Consider the following 19,896-nt stretch of genomic DNA (forward strand, 5'->3'; position numbering starts at 1 on the left):
TGCTTTTCAGGCATACAAAATATTCAGAAAAGGTATGGCTCAGCCTGGGCTGTTTGCACACAAATCGAGCAATTGGCGCTGCAAAGTCTGCCCTGGGGCCCCCAAGCCACTACGGCCATATACCGCCAGTCGCACGCCCTGCACCGTCGGCAAACCACTCTCCTCGCCGAGTACCGCATGCCCAGGTTGCAGCACCCGTCGCGGCAACAGGCTGATCCCCAACCCCGCCGACACTGCCGAACACACGCTGGCCAAACTGGCGCTGGAATAGCCGATACGCCAGCGCCAGCCCCCCACTTCCAGGTGATGCAACATTTCGTTGCGGTATAACCCACCCACCGGAAACGCCACCAGCGGCAGCGGGTCGCGCCCCAGGCACGGGGTGCTGCGGCTGTCGACCCAGCACAACGGTTCCGGCCAGGACGCCAGGCAGTCATCGCTGTGGCCCATCTGCTTGACCAGCAGCACGTCAAACTCACCGCTGCGGTACTGGCGCTGCAATTCGGGACCGAGGCCGCTGGTGACCTCCAGCCTCACTCGGGGATGGCTCACCACAAAGGCCGAGAGCAATGGCATCAGGCGCTCGGCGGCAAAATCCTCCGGCACCCCAAGGCGCAGCACACCGTCGTTTTGCTGGTTGACCAACACATCGGCGGCCTCTTCATGCAGCGCGAGGATGCGCCGTGCATAGGCCAGCAACCGTTCACCTTCAGCAGTAGCGACCACCCGGCGCTGGTCGCGGTCGAGCAACTGGCACGCTACCGCGTCTTCCAGGCGCCGGATCTGCTGGCTCACGGTGGATTGGGTCAGGTGCAGGCGCTCGGCGGCGCGGGTGAAATTGGCGCAATCCACCACGGTCACAAAGCTGCGCAATAACACGGGATCGAACATGGGCGTCACCATTGCATTTACCACTGGTTGGCATGGTTATATTTAATTTCAGAATACCTGCGACGCTCGCCATACTCACGCCTCGTCGATTGAGCGTAAGGGCACTGCATGACCCGCCAAACATCCCTCGCCGGCTGGGGCCTGCTGGTCGTGCTGGGCCTGAACCTGCGGCCGATCCTCAGCTCCATCAGCCCGTTGCTCGCGGACATTCGCCAGGCTACCGGCTTGAGCTTCCAGAGCAGCGCCCTGCTCACCAGCCTGCCGGTGATTTGCATGGGCCTGGTGGCACTGGTGGGTGTGCGTCTGGAGGCCCGCCTGGGTGAACGACGCGGCATCGCCTTGGGCTTGATAATGATCCTGCTGGCCTGCCTGGCACGCTGGTTGATGGGCCAGGCCTCGGCACTGCTGGCCACGGCGTTGCTGGGAGGTGCCGGCGTGGCGCTGATCCAGGCGTTGGTACCGGCCATGATCAAGCGCGAATTCCACCACCGCGTGCCGGTGGCGATGGGCGTGTATTCGGCGTCATTGATGGCCGGTGGCGGGCTGGCGGCCCTGCTGAGCCCGGTAGTCGCCACGCATTTTCAGCAATGGCAGGCGGGCCTTGGGGTCTGGCTGCTGCCCGCAATCGCTGCACTGTTGTTGTGGGGGTTTGTACCGCTGGGTGCGGCGAGAAGCGCAACCGTGATCCCCACCTTCAAGGGCCTGCGCAATCGTCGGGCGTGGCTGCTGGCCGTGTATTTCGGCCTGGTCAATTGCGGTTACATGAGCATGGTGGCGTGGCTGCCTGCGTACTATCAGCAACTGGGCTGGGGCGTACTGCCCAGCGGTTCGCTGCTGGCCTTCATGACCCTCTTCCAAGTGAGCGCCGCGCTGCTGATGCCGGTGCTGGCCCAGCGCGGCATCGACCGTCGCCCCCTGCTCGGCATCAGTCTGCTGGCGCAGACCGTGGGCTACCTCGGCCTGTTGATGGCACCGCAGCAGTTCCCCCATGTGTGGGTGGCGCTGATCGGCTTCGGCCTGGGCGCCTGCTTCGCCTTGAGTTTGCTGCTGACCCTCGACCACCACCGCGACCCGCGCCAGGCCGGGCAACTGGCGGCCTTCGTGCAAGGCGTGGGCTTTTTGATCAACGCCATTTCGCCATGGCTGACGGGCTGGCTACGTGAACTCACCGGCACTTTTGTCAGCGCCTGGTGGGTACTGGCCGTTACCGTGGTGGCGATGCTGGTGGTGACGCGGGTGTTCAGCCCGGCCACCTATCGCAGCGGCTCAGAAGTCGTAGCGGCCAGTCACGCCTAGGGTACGAGGCGTCCCCAGCAAGCCTTCATAGCCGCCGTTACCGCCTGTCCACAACGTGGTGTAGTAGGTTTTATCGAAGGCATTTTTCAGCCACAACGACACATCCCACTGCCCCTGCTGGTAGTTGCCGCGCAGGCCGGTAGACAGGTTGACCACGGCATAGGCGGGAATCTGTCCGTAATCGGAGTCTTCCACGGTGCCCACCGCTTTGGAGCGGAACGCATAGCTGGCGGTCACGTAGGGCTCGAAGCCGTTATCCAGGTTCCATTTGTATTCGCCATTGGCGTTGGCGATCCACTTCGACGCGCCGACCACTTGATGCCCCGTGAGGTCGCACGACGCCGGCGCACCGGGGCGCAAGCTGACTTCCGGCGGGCATGGCGCATCCTTGTAAGACAGGTAGCTCACATCATTGAACGAGCCGTTGAGGTTCAGCGTCAGGCCCTTGACCGGCACCAGGGTGCTTTCCACTTCAACGCCACGCGAGCGCACGGAACCGGCATTGGTCAGGTACTGCACGCGGTTGTCCTGGTCGTAGGCGTTGGTCTGGTAGCCGTTGACCTGGGTCCAGAACAGGTTGGCGTTAAGCTGCAGGCGGCGATCCCACAGCGTGCTCTTGAAGCCCAACTCGGCGTTGTTGGCACGCTCGGTGCCGATCAGCAAGGAGTCGGCCCCGGCGGTTGGCGCGGAGCCCACGGCCAAATTGACCCCACCGGATTTTTCGCCATGGGACAGCGTCGCGTAACCCAACAGGTTTTCATTGAAGTGATAGGTGAGGTTGAGCAGCCCCGAGGGCGTGGCGCTGTACTGATTAAGGTCGCCCGAGTCATACGCTCCCGTGCGCCCGCGTCGCGCCGTAGCAGCGGCGCCGGCCACCGCAGCACCACCCAGCGGCGCATTACGCGTGACCCAGGCGCTTTTCTCTTCATAGGTGCCGCGTAGACCGGCGGTGAAATCCAGACGCTCCGTCAGGTGCCAGGTGCCTTGGGCAAACAACGCAAAACTGTCGGTGCGGATATGCCCGTTGCCGACACTGCTGACATTGTTCAACGCACCGGCAGGTGTGCCGTTCCAGATATCGGCCTTGGGCCCGTAGTAGGCGAAGGACTTGTTATCCAGGTCGGAGCCGAAGTAATACGCGCCCAGCACGTAGTCGAAGAAGCCACCGGTGGGCGAGGCCAGCCGGAACTCCTGGGACCACTGTTTATCTTCCACCGACACGCCGGCGTTGTACGACGCGGGCACGTTGAGTCCGTCATCGTTGCGCGGGGTGAAATTCCACCAGCGATAGGCACTGACCGACGTCAGCGTGAAGTCACTCGGCAACGTCCAGTTGGCCTCCAGCGATGTGCCGCCCTGGAACACCGTGACGTGCTGGTCACTGTCCAGGTTGACCTTGCGATGCGTGCCGTCCACCAGCGTTGCCCCCGCTGCAGCGGCCCGCGACGCATACAGGTTGGTGCCATTGATGGTCGGCCCGGTGCTGTACAACACACGGGTGCCGGCGCTGGAATCTTCCTCGTTGTAATCGCCGATCCAACGCAGGTTGAACGTCTCGCTGGGCTTGTACAGCAGTTGCCCACGAAAGCCCTGGCGTGAACCGCCATTGAGGTCGTGGCCGTCGTATTGGTTCTTGATGTCACCGTCGCTGCGCGTGCGATAGGCCGAGAAGCGCCCCGCCAAGTCATCGCTGAGCGGGCCGGAAATCGTGCCCTTGGTCTGGAAGTAACCGTCCTCGCCCAACGACGTCTCGATACTGCGCTCGGGGGTGAAACTCGGTGCGCGGGTGCTGATGTTGATCACCCCCGCCGTGGTGTTCTTGCCGAACAAGGTGCCCTGCGGGCCACGCAAGACTTCAAGCTGCTCGATGTCCATCAAGTCGAACACCGCCATGCCCGGCCGCCCAAGGTACACGTTGTCGATATACAGCCCCACGCTGCCTTCCAGACCGTCACTGGCCGGGTTGTTGCCCAGCCCGCGGATCGACACGCTGGACTGGCGTGCATGCATATAGGCGACATTGACGCTGGGCACCAGTTGCTGCAGATCCTGGATCCGATACACCCGCTGACTTTCCAAGGCCTGGCCACCGATCACGCTCATCGGCGTCGGCACGTCCTGGGCGCTTTCGGTACGCCGCCTGGCGGTGACCGTGACGGTCTCCAGTTGGCCGCTGGCGTTCTCGCCCTTGCTAGCCGGCGCGGGTACTTCGGCGGCCTGGCTTGGCGACCAACTGCTGCTACCGGCCACTAATACGGCCATGGGCAAGGACTTCAACAGACTCATAAGCGGCTCCCCAAGCGGAAATAGCCAAAAACGCATATTCCCTAAAGTTATTTATTTATGGATTAACGAACATTTACTGCATAAGAGATTGCCTTTATAAGGAGTCGACCTGATGCATAGCCAATGCATTTCCCGGATATTTTTGATGTGAAAAATGCATATCGACCTGCGCCAGCTTCGCCACTTCATCGCCCTTGCCGAACACCGCAGTTTTGTCGCCGCGGCGTTGGCCGTGAGCCTGTCGCAGTCAGCGTTCAGCCGTAGCATCCAGGCGCTGGAACACAGCGCCGGGTGCCAACTGGTCGATCGTGGGCGCAAGGACCTGGCGCCCACCAAACAGGGCCAGGTCCTGCTGGAACATGCACGCCGCCTGGTCAGCGGCGCACAGCAATTGGCCAACGAGATCAGCCAATTCAATGGCCTGGAGGCCGGTGAACTGCGCTTCGGTTGCGGGCCGGCACCGGCCGGCGGGTTGGTCCCCCGCGCCATCGGCAGTTTTATCGGGCGCTACCCCAAGGCCCGCGTGCAATTCCAGGTGGATGACTGGCAAAGCCTGAGCAAACGCCTGCTCAGCGAAGAGTTCGAATTCTTCGTCGCCGACACCCGCCACTTCGAAGCCAACCCGGACTACCACACCCACCGCTTGCGCCCACGCCGCTGGTACTTCTGCTGCCGCGCCGGGCACCCGCTGGCCCAGCGCGAGAGCGTGAGCGCCGCCGAGCTGATGAGTTACCCCCTGGCCGTGACCATCCGCCCGCCGAACCTGCGCAAAGTCATCGTCGACCTCAGCGGCCGCCCGGATTACCTGCCCAACGTGGAATGTGAAAACGGCTACAGCCTGATGGGTGTGGTACTGCGCTCGGACGCCATCGGTATTGTCAGTGCCAACAGCGACGTGCTGCACATGGCCCGGGGCGAATTGGTGTGCCTGACCATCGATGGGCTGGCGGAGGACCTGGAGGAGCGTTACACCCGCTATGGCATTGTCAGCCGGGCGGGCTATCGGCTGTCGCCGCTGGCGGAGGCGATGATTGAGCAGATCAAGGAAGTGGATGGACAGGATGAGGATGTCTGTTCATTGGAAAATTTAGCTGTTTGATAGGTCGTAAAAATTAAGCAGGGCGTTAGCCTAATGCCAGTCAGTTAAGCGATAGAACGGACGATGGATAACCCGTGGGAGGGGCGGTGACAGCGTTAAGCCTTAACTGACTGGCATTAGTGCGTTAGCCGCCATTTAAAACCATGGACGCACATTACTAACAAGCAACCATTATAAAGTTCACAAACACATAACAAATATCTAATATTCCCTTAACATTCAACAAAGCCATAAAAAATCAAATCACCCACAAGTACAGTTCCGATAGAAATCTTCGCACCTATCTGTACGATTTTTTACTAAATGTAGGACTACTCCTTCAAAAACCGAAAGGCTCTTAGGAAATTTCGGAAAATATATCTTTCTTTTGACTCATCGCACATCTTAATTCTAGATTATCGGAGCAATACAAAACCTCACCAACCACTGAAGGAAATACAGATGAGCGCAAAAATTAAGAGTAGCGTCGGTATCGCCGCCTTACTTTTAGGCACCTCTATTTTCGCTGAAGCCAGTGTAAAAACTGACCCTTCACCCGTAGTCACTCAACCTCCGGCAACACTCTCAACTCCGAAGGATACTGCTTCTCTCGCTGTAGCGTTTTTCGATGGAGGATGTGACGGCGGCGTTATATCGAGAAGTAGCTTACGCTGCAATTAAACTTCGCCTCGGCAATGACGCTGCATATAGGCGTCATTGCCCTATCCACCACGGAGTTAAATAAATGCTTAACCCTAAACAGGAATTTTGTCTCTTTGATAGCTCAGGCAAAGCTATTGGCGTCATTGCGCCATCAATCTTTCATGCACTGGTTGATGGAAAAACAGTTATAGATGGCCCCGCAGGCTCATTCCAGATTTCAGAGCAAACTCCCCTCGCTCTGGAGCAGGGATTGCGTCTCGCAGGAGCCTTAATTCCAGGTTCACCGGACGAAGTGAAGGCTGTCAGCGACCTTTTGCATGACCCTGCCACTAGCCGCACAACGAGTTTCTTCCTTTGCAAAGCAAAAACATGTGCTGACTTATTAAATGATATGCGGATAATCAAGTCCTCAAAAGTATTTGTCATTGGATGCGGAGGAATAGGCAGCAGCCTGGCTCTACTTCTGGCTGGAAGCGGCATTAAAAACCTAACATTGGCTGACGCAGACATCATCGAAAGCAGTAATCTGAACCGGCAACTATTTTGGAGAAAGAAAGATATTGGGCGCGCGAAGACAGACACTCTCCAACGAGAGATAAATGATAGATTCGAAGACATCAAAACCAAAACGATACGCGCTGAACTTAGTTACAATGAAATTATTGAGCTTTCTAAGTCCAATCATTTTTCTGCGATCGCGATCACGGCAGACAATCCCCCCACATTAGTATCCAGGGCAAAAGAAATAGCAGCCACCCTAAAAATACCCGTGGTAAGCGGAGGCTACTTGCACAGCCACTGCACAGCTTATTTTTTCTCTGGAAAAGATAATCTTCATACTATTGCAGACGCACCATGCGCGACGCCTTGGCAACGGCTTCCTCACGCCATAATGCCGAGTTTTGGCCCACTGAACTTCAACATCTCTGCACTTCTAGCCTCCGGAATACTTACTTCCATCGCAACCAACTCGTTTGGTGAACAACGGTCACACTATATTGAATGGAATGCAGCCCAATCACCGTTGGAGTACACAACCCACTATTTCGAAGAAACTCAAGAGGTTGTCTGATGGACTGTATCTTCTGCAATATCGCCCAAGGCACCGCTCCTTCTCATGTGCTATGGGAAGACGAAACCCACATGGCCTTTCTCTCCATCTTCCCCAATACCCCAGGTTTTAGTGTCGTCATTCCCAAGGCTCATCACGGCAGTTATGCATTTGCCGAGTCGGACAAAGTGCTTAGTGATCTGATCATCGCGGCCAAAAGGACTGCGCTGCTGCTGGACAGTGCGCTGAAGGGTGTCGCGCGGACCGGCATGATTCTGGAGGGGTATGGCGTTGACCACTTGCACGCCAAGCTCTTCCCGATGCATGGGACTGGGGAAGAGAGCACGTTCAAGAAGATCAGCTCAAGCGTAGACAAATTTTTTGATCACTATGAGGGCTATATCTCCTCTCATGACTCAGCCAGGGCTGACGATTCGGTGTTGGCTGAGCTGGCCACGCACATCAGGTCTTTTGCCGATTGAGCACGATGCGTGCGCTGCATAAAAACCATTCGCCAAATGCACTTGCCGATCACCCGACCGAACGGCGAAAACGTAAGCCTTTCCTCCGTTCGGTACCCTTCCCATGCCTCAGCCAAAACCCCTGCGCAACGTGCTGTACATCATGTGCGACCAACTGCGTCGCGATTACCTGTCGTGCTACGGCCATGCCCACCTGCACACGCCGAATATCGACCGTCTCGCCGCAGCCGGCGTGCGTTTCAGCCGGGCCTATACCCAGGGCACCATCTGTGGGCCGTCGCGGATGTCGGCGTATACCGGGCGCTATGTCAGCAGTCATCAAGTGGCGTGGAACGCCGTGCCGCTGCCCCTGGAAGAACTGACCATCGGCGATTACCTGCGCCCCCACGGCATCCGCACCGCGCTGGTCGGCAAGACCCACGCCACGCCAAACCTGGAAGCCTTGCAGCGCCTGCATATCGACCCCGGCAGCGCACAGGCCGAGCCGCTGAATGAGGTCGGCTTCGACGCCTACTTCCGGCACGACGGCATCTACCCCGACAGCCCGTTGTTCGAAGACAAGCGTGAGTCAGCGCCTTACACCCACTACCTGCGCGAAAAAGGCTACGACGGCACCAACCCTTGGCATGAATGGGCCAATGCCGCCGCCGGTGAAAACGGTGAGGTGCTCAGCGGCTGGAAGATGCGCAACGCCGGGCGGCCTGCGCGCGTCGCCGAAGCGCATTCGGAAACGGTCTACACCACCGACCGCGCCATCGACTTCATTCGCGAGCAAGCCGAGCAGCCGTGGTGCCTGCACCTGTCCTACATCAAGCCGCACTGGCCCTATATCGCCCCGGCGCCCTATCACGCGTTGTACGGCGCCGAGCATATCCAGGCGCCGATCCAGCCGGAGCACACCAGCGATCACCCGGTATACCAGGCGTTCCGTCAGCACCAGGAGAGCGTGAATTTTTCCCGTGACGAAGTGCGGCTCACGGTCATTCCAACCTACATGGGCCTGATCAAACAGATCGACGATCAACTCGGCCGACTGTTCGATTATTTGCAAAGCAATGGCCGCTGGGACGACACCTTGATCGTCTTCACCAGTGACCATGGCGATTTCCTGGGCGATCACTTCCTCGGGGAAAAAGAGTTCCTGCTGGAGCCGGCGGTGGGCGTGCCCTTGATCGTGCGCGACCCACGCGCAAGCGCCGATATCACCCGTGGTTCAGTGGACGAACGCCTGGTGGAGACCATCGACGCGCTACCGACTTTCCTCGACGCCCTGGGCTTGCCTGCGGCCGACCATCGCCTCGAAGGCCGCTCGCTGATCCCGCTGTTGCAGGGCGCCCCCGTGAGCTGGCGCAACTACGCCATCGCCGAATACGACTACGCGTTCCAAGCCCCCGCCCGCGAACGCCTGGCGCAGCCCATCGACCGCTGCCGCATGACCATGGTGCGCAGCGAACGCTGGAAATACCTGGCGTATGACGGCTTTCGCGCACAACTGTTCGACCTGGAAAACGACCCGCAGGAAGTGCACGACCTGGGTGCCGACCCCGCCTATGCGGCGGTGCGCGAAACGCACCTGGGTTATCTGTTCGAGTGGCTGCGCGGCTTGAAGCGGCGTACCACCATCAGCCACGCGGAAATCGACGTGCGTGGCCGACAGTTCAGATACGGTGAGCCGGAGGCGGAAAAAGTGGTTCAAATCGGGGTTTGGTAGGCCCTTTCGGGAGCTACAAGCTTTCAGGTTTTAGCTACAAGTAAGAGCCAGGTGGCTTTTACTTGTAGCTTGTCGCTGAAAACTTGCCGCTCAAAGTCCCTTTGTCGTCTGACTGCGCTGCCCCTGCACACTCACCGGTACGTCACCCTTGAGTGTCACCCGGCGCACGATGCGCTCCTGGGTACCGTAGTCATCCACCGCGTAATGCTGAGTGGCGCGGTTGTCCCAGATCGCCACGTCGCCGGTGTTCCAACGCCAGCGCACGGTGTTCTCCAGGCGGGTGACGTGGCTTTGCAGCAGGTTGAACAGCTGTGTCGAGTCGGCCTGGGAATAACCCTTCAGGCGTTTGACGAAGTGCCCCAACAGCAGGGTTTTCTCACCACTGACCGGATGCACACGCACCACCGGGTGTTCGGTTTCGTACACCGTGGAGGTGAACACCTTGCGGTATTCCTCAAGCTTTTCCACCGACACATCCGGCTTGCGCCCGGCGTAGTCGTATTCGTTGCTGTGCACCGCCCACAGGTTGTCGGCCAGGGCCCGCAGTTCGACGCTGAGATCGTTGTAGGCGCTGGCCGTATTGGCCCAGACCGTATCGCCACCCGCCTTGGGTGCCAGCACCGAACGCAGGATCGAGGCTTTGGGGTAGGCGTCGACGAAGGTCACGTCGGTGTGCCAGGAGTTGGCGCGCTGGCCGCGCGTGCCGTCCAGCTCCAACAGAAAGCGCGTGCCGTCACGGACCGGCACCGTCGGGTGCGCGATCGGTTCGCCGAGCAAGTGGGCGAAGGCTTCCTGGCTCTGGTCATCCAGGTGGGTCTGCTCGCGGAAGAAGATCACCTTGTACTGCACCAGGGCCTGCTGGATGGCCTCGACCGTCGCGGCGTCCAGCTCCCCAGACAGTTTGATGCCACGGATCTCGGCTCCAATCCGCCCGGCGACCGGGTGGATGTCCAGTGCCTGGGGCACGTGTTGAACGGCTAATGCGGCGTTGCTCATGGTGACGACCCTCTTGTGCGCTCTATTGATATGCAATTTAGATCTAGCAAATCAACATATGCTTCGTTGACGGAATAAGAGCTTGCATTTAAAACCTCAGCTCCCAGGGTCGCAAATGCCTTCGACCTATTTTTCAGATGCCGGGAAAGCATATGGATCTTCGCCAACTTCGGTACTTCATCGCGCTCAACGAACACCGCAGTTTCGTGCGCGCAGCAGACGCCATGGGTATCACCCAACCGGCGTTCAGCCGCAGCATCCAGGGGCTGGAACAAGAGTTCGGCTGTGTGCTTGTAGACCGTGGCCACAAAGACTTGCGCCCCACACCGGAAGGCCAGGTGGTGCTGCAACATGCCCTGAGCCTGGTGCATGGCGCCGCCTTGTTGAGCAGTGAAGTGACGCGCATGACCAAGCTTGACGCCGGCGACCTGCGCTTCGGTTGCGGCCCGGCCCCGGCCGTGAAACTGGTACCCGATGCGGTGGCGCGCTTTATCACCGACCACCCGAAAATCCGCACGCATTTCCAGGTGGATAACTGGGAAAAACTCAGCCGCGCCCTGAGCCGTGAAGAGATCGAATTCTTCATTGCCGACATTCGTCAGTTCGAAGCCGACCCGAACTTCCAGACCCGCGCACTGACGCCCAAGCGCGGCGTATTTTTTTGCCGTCCGGGTCACCCACTACTGGCCAAGGACAGCCTGTCGACCAACGACATGTTCGACTACCCGCTCGCCTCCCCACTGATCTCCCAAGGCATCCGCAAGCTGCTGGCGAACCTCAGTGGGCGCATGGACTTTTCACCGAGTATCCAGACCGAGCATTTCCCGGCGCTGGTGAAGATCGTGCTGCAGTCCAATGCCATAGGGGTGGGCACCGAGGAAGCGTTTGCCGAAGACATCGCCCGGGGCACCCTGGTGCTGCTGCACTGGCGCAATCTGCCGCAGAACATGGAAACCATGAGTGCGCGATGCGGCGTGGTCAGCCGCACCGGCTCGCGGTTATCACCGGCGGCGAAGGCAATGATCGAGACATTGGTGGAAGTGGACAGCCAGGCCGTTCGTGTCGCGGTTTGAGGGCCTCATCGGGAGCAAGCCCCCTCCCACAGTTGATCTGTGAATACCTTCAACTGTGGGAGGGGGCTTGCTCCCGATGGCGATAGCCCAGCTCCCCACAACCTCAAAGCCCCGCCGCCGCCAGATTCGGCACCACCCAATCACTCACCTGGAATGGCTTGCGAATCAGCCGCTCCTTCGACGCCAAGTCCACTGCGTTCTGTAATTTGCCAAGGAACACCGGGTCCAGGGTCGAAGGGAAAATCTCGCTGAGTTTCTGGTCCTTCAAATCGTTGGTCAGGATCACGGCGGGGTAACTGGCGCGTTCCGACACCAGCTCGATGTAAGCCTGCTTGTGGTTGTCATCGGTCAACCACTGCACGGCCTGCTGCTGGGCCTTGAGCAACTTCGCCACGACCTGCGGGTGCTCGTCGACAAATTTGCCGCTGCCCACCAGCACCGCCTGGACACTGCCCGCGCCGCCCAGGTCCTTGGTGGTCAAGGGAATCTCAGCCAGGCCCTTGGCCTGCAGCGCGCTCAGGCCCGAGCTGCCCCAGGTGGCGTCGATCTGCTTGGCCGCCAGCGCAGCCACGGCGGCATTGAAGTCCAGGTTGATGACCTTCAGGTCTTTCTCGCTCAAGCCTTGGCTGGCCAAGGCAGCGTCGAACGACAACTGGCTGGCCGTGCCCCGGAATACTGCAACGCGCTTGCCCTTGAGGTCTTGCAGGGTCTTGATGCCCGAACCCGGCACCACGCCGAGGTAGTGCTTCACACCCCGCGCCGAGGCACTGAGCAGGCGGGTATCCAGCCCATTGGAACGTCCGATGATCGCCGCCAGGTCGCCCAGGTAAGCCAGGTCCACCTGGCCATTGGCAAACGCTTCATTGATCACGGGGCCGGCGCCCTTGAAGTAATTCCACTGGATCGTGATGCCTTGGTCGGCAAAAGCCTTTTCAAAAATCTGCTGGCTGTGCAGCACGTCGGTAATGCCACCGCCACTGTGCTGGCTGCCGGCACTCAGGTCAGGCACGGCGATGCGGATTTCCTTGAGGTCGGCGGCGTGCACCAGGCCGGCCAACGCGGTGCCCGCGAACAGCGTGATCAGTCGTTTGAAAGGCAGTTTCATAAGCTCAGCTCCTGGTGGGCGTAGGTCGCCTGGGGAGCAGAAAGTAGGCATAGGCCGATCAAAACTTTAAATACTATAAATTCACAATTTAATAGCTTTTAGCACTATGCAAGCTAAACCGCCGGCTCCAGAGGGCTATGCATCAACAGCATCGAAAATATTCTTCGAATGCATTGGATGCGTGTCGGGCGGAAGCTTTAAATGATTTTCTTATCCCCCAATCATCTTGATTGAGTTTTTGTAAGATCAAAATCACATAAAGCCCTCGGCAACAACGGAGGTCCTCCATGGCCCGGATTTCACTTTTGAGCCTACCGCTCGCGGCCCCCTCCACCGATGCGGCCAAAGGTGCGGCGCGGCGCTGGCCGAACCTTGGCGAACGCCTGTTGCCTTGGCTGCTGCCCCTGACGTTATTCGCACTGTGGTGGTTAGCCAGCCGCAATCACTGGATGAGCGAGCAGATCCTGCCGCCGCCTGCGCTGGTGTGGAGCAGCGCAGTGGAACTGGCTGGAGGCGAGCTGTGGAGCCACCTGGCGATCAGTTTGCAACGCCTGTTCTGGGGGTTGCTGGCCGGTATTGGCACCGGGGCTTTACTGGGCGCTTTGCTGGGGTTCAGTGCCCGCGCCGAGCGCCTGGTATTCCCCACCTTCAGTGCGCTGTCACAAGTGCCGACGCTGGCCTGGATTCCGTTGTTCATGGTGTTTTTCGGCATCGGTGAAACCCTGAAACTGGTGGTGCTGGTGAAGGCGATCGTGGTGCCCGTCACCCTGCACACCCTGGTCGGCGTACGCGACGCCCAGCCCACGTTGCGCGAAGCGGCCCGCGTGCTGCGCCTGCCCGCTCACCTGCTGATCCGCCGACTGATCCTGCCCGCCGCGCTGCCGGCGTTCATGGCTGGGGTGCGCCTGGCGCTGGCAGCCGGCTGGACATCGTTGCTGGCGGTGGAACTGCTGGCCTCCAGCGAAGGCATCGGCTACCTGATGGTCTGGGCGCGCCAGTTGTTCATGCTCGATATTGTCTTCGTATGCATCGTGGTCATCGGCGTGCTGGGTGTGGTGATGGATCGTGGCGTCGGCTGGCTGGATCGCCTCTGGGTGCACTGGCCCCACCCGGCCACCGCGCAGATCCGGCGCGGGCCACGCTATACCGGTTGGCAGCGCCTGCAACCGTGGCTGTTGCCGCTCCTGTTATTGGCGTTGTGGCAAGTCGCGACGCAACAGGCGTGGGTAGACCCGAACATTCTGGTCAGCCCGTGGACCGTGCTGCACAGCGCGATCGCCGGCGTGCTGGATGGCAGCTTGAGCAGTGCGTTGGGCAAAAGCCTGGGGCGCACGCTCGCCGGCCTGCTGCTGGGCGGCGGCCTGGGTTTTGCCGTGGGCCTGTGGCTGGGCTTGTCGCGACGCAGTGAGCGGGTGCTCGGCCCATCGTTGGCCGCGTTGCGCCAGATCGCGATTTTCGCCTGGGTGCCGCTGTTGACCGCCTGGTTCGGCCTGGGTGAAGCGGCCAAGTCGGTGTTTATCGCGCTGGCGGCATTTTTCCCGCTGTTTATTGCCACCCAACGCAGCGTCTTGAACCTGTCACCGCAGCTGCGCGAAGCCACGCAGGTGCTGCGCCTGAACCTGTTCCAACGCCTGCGCCACCTGGTACTGCCGGGGGCGGCGGCGGGCATTTTCGCCGGCCTGCGCCTGAGCCTGATTTACGCCTGGCTGGGCACCATCGGCGCGGAATACTTCATGCCTTCCAACGGCGGTATCGGCAGCCTGATGATCGGCGCCCAGCAGCTGTTGCGCATGGACCTGATCATGAGCGGCATGCTGCTGGTCGGCCTCACGGGCGCCACTCTCAACCTGATCGGCCAACGCATCGAAACCCGCGCCACCCGCTGGAGACACGTATGAACACAGCTATCGTCAGCTTCAACCATGTGGGCAAAACCTTTGATGTGGACGGCTTCCCGCTGGAAGCCATCCGCGAATTCAACCTGGACATCGCCGAAGGCGAGTTTGTCGCGATTGTAGGTTCCAGCGGCTGTGGCAAATCCACCCTGCTGCGCCTGCTCGTGGGGCTCGACACGCAGTTTCGCGGCGAGATCCAGGTCGACGGCAAAGCCGTGCGCGGCATCGGCGGGGAGCGCGGCATCGTGTTCCAGGAGCACCGCTTGTTCCCCTGGCTGACGGTGGCGCAAAACATCGGCCTGGGCCTGGTCAACGAAGCGCTGAGCGAAGCCGAACGCGACCGGCGCATCAGCGACTTTATCGCGCTGGTCGGCCTGACTGACTTTACCCGCGCCTATCCTCACCAATTGTCCGGCGGCATGGCGCAACGGGTCGCCATCGCCCGTGGCCTGGTGGCCAGCCCGCGCATCCTGTTGCTGGACGAACCGTTCGGCGCCCTGGATGCGCTGACCCGCCAACAGATGCAGGACGAGTTACTGGCCATCCGCACCCGCGCCAGGATCACCACGGTGCTGGTGACCCACGATGTGGAAGAAGCGATTTTCCTCGCCGACCGCGTGGTGGTGATGGAGCCCCGGCCAGGGCGGATCAAGCAGGTGGTGGACATCGCCTTGCCGCATCCGCGCCAGCGCAGCAGCTTCGAGTTCCACCAGTTGCGCGAAGAGCTGTTGCACGAACTGACCAGCGATGGCCACTACCAGCCGCCCGTGCGCGAGCAGATTCGCGATCTGCCCCTGGCCTTTATTGCTTGCTGAAAGACAGCGCAGCGTCGGGGCGCTCCTGGCGCTCAAAGCGATTGGCACGGGCAAACGTGCCGAAGTCATTGAAACGCACGCCCATCTCGGCCATGACCTTGTGGGCCACCTTGGCCGTCATCTGGCGAATGTAAAACGGCTCCTTCACCACAAAATGGTGGATGCCATGGGTGCTGCCGAAGTTGAAGCAGAACGCCTGCAACGGCCACAACCACCAGGGGTTCAACACCTGGGTCTGCTGGATCACATTGCCCAGCTCCACATCACCGTAGTAATGCATGTTGGAGCTGACGAAGTGCAGGCAGAAAGTGCGCAGCACGTTGGGGCCGATGATCACCACGGCGGCGATGTCGATCACCTGCATCATCTGCAAAGTACCGCTGGACCAGCCAATCGGCGTGCCCGTCAGGCCGGCAATGCCGTTGGCGGCATGGAAGCCCAGAAACACATACCACGCCCCCCAATGCAGCAGCGCCAGCGGTGCGTAGACCAGCAGCGAACGTTTCAGAATCTTCAATTTGTGGTTCCAGGTCTTGGCGCGCAGCATGCGGATAAACGCCGACATCACGTTGTCGCCCACCATCAGCAATCGCGCAAACCCCCAGGGTTCACCATTGGTGATGGCGCGCTCTTCCATATCGCTTTCGGTACCGGAGACCTTGTGGTGATTGAGGTGCAGATGCCGGCGTATCCAGGGGTTGATCGTGCTCGGCCGCGCGAGCCACACCAGGCCCATCATCAGGTTGTGGGGCAGGCGCTGCTTGCGAAAGTACATGCTGTGGATCAGGTCGTGCTCCAACTCATGGGTCAATGAGGCCAGGAAAGCATTGAGCAGCAGGCACACCCACCAGGCTATGTGCCCGCTGATGTAGAGCGCCGCCGAACCCAGCATGCCGACCAGCGCAAACGCCAGGATGCCCGCGCCCAGTGCATCCTGATGCAACAACCAGGGGTGGCGCCGGCGCAGCCGCAGCCCTTCGGCCAGCACCACGTCACGGATGTGCGCCGAGCGTTGTTGTGCGTTCATCTGTTGGGGACTTGCAGAAGTACCGTCCATGCTTCCATCCTCTTGTCTATGGATAGGTGCATCCTGGCCCAAGCGGTGCGCCAGGGCATCAGCCCCACACGCCAACCTGTTGACCGCAAGCGCCAATCGCCATGACTGAACCCACCTCCCTCGCCAGCTGGACCCGCGCCTTGCGCAAACAGCTCGACGCCCTGGACCTCGACAGTGCCGCGTTGTGCGTGGAGGCCGGGCTCGACCCGCAGCAGATGGACGATCCCAATGCGCGCTATCCGCTGTCGGCGACCACGCGCCTGTGGCAGCTGGCGGTGCAGGCCAGCGGTGATCCGGCGATTGGCCTGCGGGTGTCGCGGTTCGTCAGCCCCACCACCTTTCATGCACTGGGCTATGCCTTGGTGGCCAGCGGCAGCTTGCGCGAGGTATTCGAGCGCATCGTGCGTTATCACCAGGTGGTCAGCGATGCCTTGACCCTGGAGTTGAGCGGCGATGGCGAGCGCTACCGCTTCCGTCTGTTGCAACCGCCAGGCAGCCCGGCACCGGCGTTCGAAGCCATTGACGCGTTTGCGGCGATTTATGTGCGCACCTGCCGCAATCGCCTGGGCCGTGACTACGCTCCCTTGGCGGTGTACTTGCGGCGGCCCGAACCGGCCGACCCCAAGCCGTGGCACACGGTGTTTCGCGCGCCGCTGTTTTTCGGCGCCGCAGAAGACCGCCTGGAATTCGCCGCCCACGATTTCGATAGCCACTTGGACGATGCCAACCCCGAATTGGCCGAACACAACGAAACCGTGCTCAAACGCACCCTCGCCCAATTGCAACCGCTGACCTGGGAGCGCAAGGTGCGGGCCTCTATCGAGGCACAGTTGCCCGACGGTGAGCCGAGTGCCGAACGGATCGCCCAGGCACTGCACTTGAGCCTGCGCAGCTTGCAACGCCATCTGGCGGATGAAGGCTGCCGCTTCGATACCTTGCTCAACGACTGCCGGGAGAACCTGGCGTTGTTGCACCTACGCGACCCGCACTGTTCACTGGCTGAAATCAGCCACCTGCTGGGGTTTGCCGATACCAGCAGTTTCAATCGGGCGTTCAAGCGCTGGACGGGGATGACACCGGGGCAGTTTCGCGAGGGCTTGCGCTAGAGGATGCCGTGCCGGTTGCGGCCGGGTTTGATTACAAACCTGTCATTAAATTGTGCGGTTTCTGACCCTGTTCACCGCCTAGAGTGGCGACCTGTTTTCCGGAGTCGTCCTTATGCCTCGCCATGCCTTGTTCTTGAGCCTTGCCGTCTGCACCGGGGCGTTGGCCGCCCCGCCGTTGCCCCGCCATGCCGACCTTGATCTGCATACTGCACGCCAACTGGCCGACGCCGGCCTTGAGCACTGCAACGCCGCGCTGACCGTCGTGGACCGCGGCGGCAACCTGCTGCTGAGCCTGCGCGCCGACGGCGTCGGCCCGCATAATAGCCTCGCCAGCCAGCGCAAAGCGTACACAGCGCTCTCGACCAAAACCCCGACCCGGCTGTTCGCCGAACGGGCGCGCAACAACCCCGAGGCCGCCAACCTCAATAGCTTGCCCGAGCTGCTGTTGCTCGGTGGTGGCGTGCCGCTGTTTGCCGATGCGCAACTGGTCGGTGCGCTGGGCGTTGCCGGGGCCGGTGGCGCGGCGCAGGACGAAACCTGTGCCGTGCAGGCCGCCCAACAACTGGGCTTGAGCATTTCCCTCTGATTTTTCCCCTGACAAGGAGTTCTCGATGAAAACCCTCAGCATCACCCTCGCCGCCCTCAGCCTCAGTGGCTTGTGCAACCTGGCCCTGGCCGATGGCAACCCGTTGAGCGTGCATGTACTCAACCTGGAAAATGGGCTGCCATCCGCCGGCGTCAGCGTGACCCTGGAGCAGCAGGTCGGCAATCAGTGGCAGCCACTGTCCGAAGGTGTCACCAACCAGCAGGGCCGTATCGCCGAACTGTTCCCCGCCAACCGCAGCATGACGCCGGGTGAGTATCGCGTGGTGTTCAAGACCGGCGACTATTACAAGAAGGCCAACCGCGAGACATTCTTCCCCGAGGTACCGGTGATTTTCCAGGTCAAGCAGGCCGACCAGCATTACCACATCCCGCTGCTGCTCAGCCCTTACGGGTTCTCCACCTATCGCGGCTCGTAGTTCCTCGCTCAGGTGCCTGCGGCACGCCGCAGGCCCTGTAAATCCAGGACTTCAATCGCGCCGTAACTCAGGCCGATGGTGCCCTGCAGTTCCAGGGCCTTGAGCAGACTGTTGGTGGTCTGGCGAGACAGGCCCAGCATCGCCGCAAGATCCTCCTGGGGCAGTTGCAGGGTGCGCCGCACCTGGTCTGTTTCACCGTAGCCCTCGGCGATCATCAGCAGCCGGTGGGCCAGGCGTGCGGACGCGGGCATCAGGCTCATCTGTTCGATATTGATCAACGACAGGCGCAGCTTGTGGCTCATCAACAAGGCCAGGTCGCGCCAATACGCCGGATGGTGTTCGAGGACACCAAGCAGCGCCATCTGCGGCACCTGCAACAGCATGCAGGCGCCCATGGCCAGGGCGTCGTGGGTGCGCGGCAGGTTATCGAACAGGCAGATTTCGCCGAACCAGTAAGGCGTTTCAACCAGGCTCAATACCGCTTCCTTGCCTTGGGCATTCACCGCGCTGATGCGTACCGCGCCGTCCAGCACCGCATACAGGCCGCAAGGCGGGTCGCCACGCTTGAACAGGTATTGCCCGGCCTCCAGCTGCCGCAACCGGGCATGGGCCAGCAGGCTATGCTGAAAAGGCTCAGGCAAATGGCTGAACCAATGCCCGGCGACCAGCCGTGAGTGCCATTGCTCTGTGTCCATGAGAACTCCGAAGATTGTCGGCCAGTTGACAGTCAGTCGCTGGCTGACAGGGCATGATCAAACATCCTACAGGAGGAACAACAATGAAAAGCCTCGTCGACCACCTCAGTCAATACGCCGCCTACCATCGCGACCCGCGCAATATCGCCAGCCACTTTATCGGTATCCCACTCATCGTGGTGGCGGTTGCCGTGCTGCTGTCACGCCCCGAGTGGGCGGTAGGCGGGCTGTGGTTATCACCTGCGGTGTTGTTGGCGTTGTTTTCGGCGTGGTTTTACCTGCGCCTGGAGCTGGCGCTGGGCGTGTTGATGACGGTATTGATGGGCTTGTCGGTGTGGGCCGGGCACGCACTCGCAGCGCAGAGCACGACGGTGTGGCTGAGCAGTGGCATCGGTCTGTTTGTGGTGGGCTGGGTGATTCAGTTTGTCGGGCATTACTACGAAGGCCGCAAGCCTGCGTTTGTGGATGATGTGTCGGGGCTGATCGTCGGGCCGTTGTTTGTGGTGGCGGAGTTGGCGTTTTTGCTGGGGTTGCGCCATGGCCTGAAAGAGCAGATCGAACAGCGCTCAGGCCCTGTGGCACGCCGCGATCTGAAACCGAGAGAAGTCTAAAAGTGGGAGGGGGCTTGCTCCCGATAGCGGTGGATCAGCCAGCTTATCTGCCGCTGCCCCACC

At 60.7% G+C, this 19,896-nt stretch carries 18 protein-coding genes; 12 read left to right on the top strand and 6 right to left on the bottom strand.

Annotation, left to right across the window (positions count from 1 at the left end; genetic code table 11):
- Nucleotides 1–39: 39 nt before the first annotated feature.
- Complete coding sequence (locus ACQRBV_RS08000; RefSeq protein ID WP_104995211.1) at nucleotides 40–891, bottom strand: LysR family transcriptional regulator; 852 nt, start codon at nucleotides 889–891, stop codon at nucleotides 40–42.
- Nucleotides 892–999: 108 nt separating this feature from the next.
- On the opposite strand from ACQRBV_RS08000, the gene ACQRBV_RS08005 reads away from it, so the two are divergent.
- Nucleotides 1,000–2,187, top strand: coding sequence for a CynX/NimT family MFS transporter (locus ACQRBV_RS08005; protein ID WP_161547655.1), 1,188 nt, complete (start codon nucleotides 1,000–1,002; stop codon nucleotides 2,185–2,187).
- Here ACQRBV_RS08005 and ACQRBV_RS08010 read toward each other — a convergent pair.
- The gene (locus ACQRBV_RS08010; protein WP_411985843.1) at nucleotides 2,158–4,473 is read right to left on the bottom strand and encodes a TonB-dependent receptor; all 2,316 of its coding nucleotides are present in this window, start codon (nucleotides 4,471–4,473) and stop codon (nucleotides 2,158–2,160) included. The two genes, ACQRBV_RS08005 and ACQRBV_RS08010, sit on opposite strands and share 30 nt — an antisense overlap.
- A 154-nt stretch (nucleotides 4,474–4,627) precedes the next feature.
- On the opposite strand from ACQRBV_RS08010, the gene ACQRBV_RS08015 reads away from it, so the two are divergent.
- The 4 genes from ACQRBV_RS08015 to ACQRBV_RS08030 all read left to right on the top strand — a co-directional run bounded on the left by ACQRBV_RS08015 (nucleotide 4,628) and on the right by ACQRBV_RS08030 (nucleotide 9,458).
- Entirely contained in the window at nucleotides 4,628–5,572 is a 945-nt protein-coding gene (locus tag ACQRBV_RS08015) for a LysR family transcriptional regulator (RefSeq protein ID WP_411985844.1), read from the top strand.
- Nucleotides 5,573–6,296: 724 nt separating this feature from the next.
- Nucleotides 6,297–7,286: a ThiF family adenylyltransferase gene (locus tag ACQRBV_RS08020; RefSeq protein ID WP_411985845.1), complete on the top strand. Its 990-nt coding sequence runs from the start codon at nucleotides 6,297–6,299 to the stop codon at nucleotides 7,284–7,286.
- Entirely contained in the window at nucleotides 7,286–7,747 is a 462-nt protein-coding gene (locus ACQRBV_RS08025; protein ID WP_060755551.1) for an HIT family protein, read from the top strand. Before ACQRBV_RS08020 ends, ACQRBV_RS08025 begins: the two co-directional genes overlap by 1 nt.
- A 103-nt stretch (nucleotides 7,748–7,850) precedes the next feature.
- Entirely contained in the window at nucleotides 7,851–9,458 is a 1,608-nt protein-coding gene (locus ACQRBV_RS08030) for an alkaline phosphatase family protein (protein ID WP_411985846.1), read from the top strand.
- A gap of 90 nt (nucleotides 9,459–9,548) precedes the next feature.
- On the opposite strand, the gene ACQRBV_RS08035 is transcribed toward ACQRBV_RS08030, so the two are convergent.
- Nucleotides 9,549–10,454, bottom strand: a complete 906-nt coding sequence (locus ACQRBV_RS08035; RefSeq protein WP_205344069.1) for a TauD/TfdA dioxygenase family protein — start codon at nucleotides 10,452–10,454, stop codon at nucleotides 9,549–9,551.
- Nucleotides 10,455–10,606: 152 nt separating this feature from the next.
- On the opposite strand from ACQRBV_RS08035, the gene ACQRBV_RS08040 reads away from it, so the two are divergent.
- Complete coding sequence (locus ACQRBV_RS08040) at nucleotides 10,607–11,527, top strand: LysR family transcriptional regulator (RefSeq protein ID WP_205344068.1); 921 nt, start codon at nucleotides 10,607–10,609, stop codon at nucleotides 11,525–11,527.
- Nucleotides 11,528–11,630: 103 nt separating this feature from the next.
- Here the strand turns inward: ACQRBV_RS08040 and ACQRBV_RS08045 are convergent, their stop codons facing one another.
- Nucleotides 11,631–12,632: an ABC transporter substrate-binding protein gene (locus tag ACQRBV_RS08045; RefSeq protein WP_060755547.1), complete on the bottom strand. Its 1,002-nt coding sequence runs from the start codon at nucleotides 12,630–12,632 to the stop codon at nucleotides 11,631–11,633.
- Nucleotides 12,633–12,919: 287 nt separating this feature from the next.
- Here ACQRBV_RS08045 and ACQRBV_RS08050 point away from each other — a divergent pair, with 287 nt between their 5' ends.
- Both ACQRBV_RS08050 and ACQRBV_RS08055 read left to right on the top strand, forming a co-directional pair.
- On the top strand, nucleotides 12,920–14,530 hold the full coding sequence (locus ACQRBV_RS08050; RefSeq protein ID WP_411985847.1) for an ABC transporter permease: 1,611 nt from the start codon (nucleotides 12,920–12,922) through the stop codon (nucleotides 14,528–14,530).
- The gene (locus ACQRBV_RS08055) at nucleotides 14,527–15,342 is read left to right on the top strand and encodes an ABC transporter ATP-binding protein (RefSeq protein WP_104995192.1); all 816 of its coding nucleotides are present in this window, start codon (nucleotides 14,527–14,529) and stop codon (nucleotides 15,340–15,342) included. Before ACQRBV_RS08050 ends, ACQRBV_RS08055 begins: the two co-directional genes overlap by 4 nt.
- On the opposite strand, the gene ACQRBV_RS08060 is transcribed toward ACQRBV_RS08055, so the two are convergent.
- Nucleotides 15,329–16,399 carry a fatty acid desaturase gene (locus ACQRBV_RS08060; protein ID WP_411985848.1) on the bottom strand — a complete coding sequence of 357 codons (1,071 nt, stop codon included), beginning with the start codon at nucleotides 16,397–16,399 and terminating at the stop codon, nucleotides 15,329–15,331. The two genes, ACQRBV_RS08055 and ACQRBV_RS08060, sit on opposite strands and share 14 nt — an antisense overlap.
- A gap of 101 nt (nucleotides 16,400–16,500) precedes the next feature.
- On the opposite strand from ACQRBV_RS08060, the gene ACQRBV_RS08065 reads away from it, so the two are divergent.
- From ACQRBV_RS08065 to uraH, 3 genes are all read left to right on the top strand, one after another.
- Complete coding sequence (locus ACQRBV_RS08065; RefSeq protein WP_411985849.1) at nucleotides 16,501–17,505, top strand: AraC family transcriptional regulator; 1,005 nt, start codon at nucleotides 16,501–16,503, stop codon at nucleotides 17,503–17,505.
- 112 nt (nucleotides 17,506–17,617) lie between these two features.
- Nucleotides 17,618–18,091, top strand: a complete 474-nt coding sequence (locus ACQRBV_RS08070; RefSeq protein ID WP_161547638.1) for a GlcG/HbpS family heme-binding protein — start codon at nucleotides 17,618–17,620, stop codon at nucleotides 18,089–18,091.
- 25 nt (nucleotides 18,092–18,116) lie between these two features.
- Entirely contained in the window at nucleotides 18,117–18,527 is a 411-nt protein-coding gene (gene uraH / locus ACQRBV_RS08075; RefSeq protein ID WP_090367577.1) for a hydroxyisourate hydrolase, read from the top strand.
- Between the two features lie 8 nt (nucleotides 18,528–18,535).
- Here the strand turns inward: uraH and ACQRBV_RS08080 are convergent, their stop codons facing one another.
- Nucleotides 18,536–19,222, bottom strand: a complete 687-nt coding sequence (locus ACQRBV_RS08080; protein ID WP_411985850.1) for a Crp/Fnr family transcriptional regulator — start codon at nucleotides 19,220–19,222, stop codon at nucleotides 18,536–18,538.
- Between the two features lie 83 nt (nucleotides 19,223–19,305).
- Between ACQRBV_RS08080 and ACQRBV_RS08085 the strand changes: the two genes are divergently transcribed.
- Entirely contained in the window at nucleotides 19,306–19,833 is a 528-nt protein-coding gene (locus ACQRBV_RS08085) for a DUF962 domain-containing protein (protein WP_205344064.1), read from the top strand.
- The last annotated feature ends 63 nt before the right edge of the window (nucleotides 19,834–19,896 follow it).

Source organism: Pseudomonas sp. R11F (assembly GCF_050312575.1).
Classification (GTDB): Bacteria; Pseudomonadota; Gammaproteobacteria; order Pseudomonadales; family Pseudomonadaceae; genus Aquipseudomonas; species Aquipseudomonas palleroniana.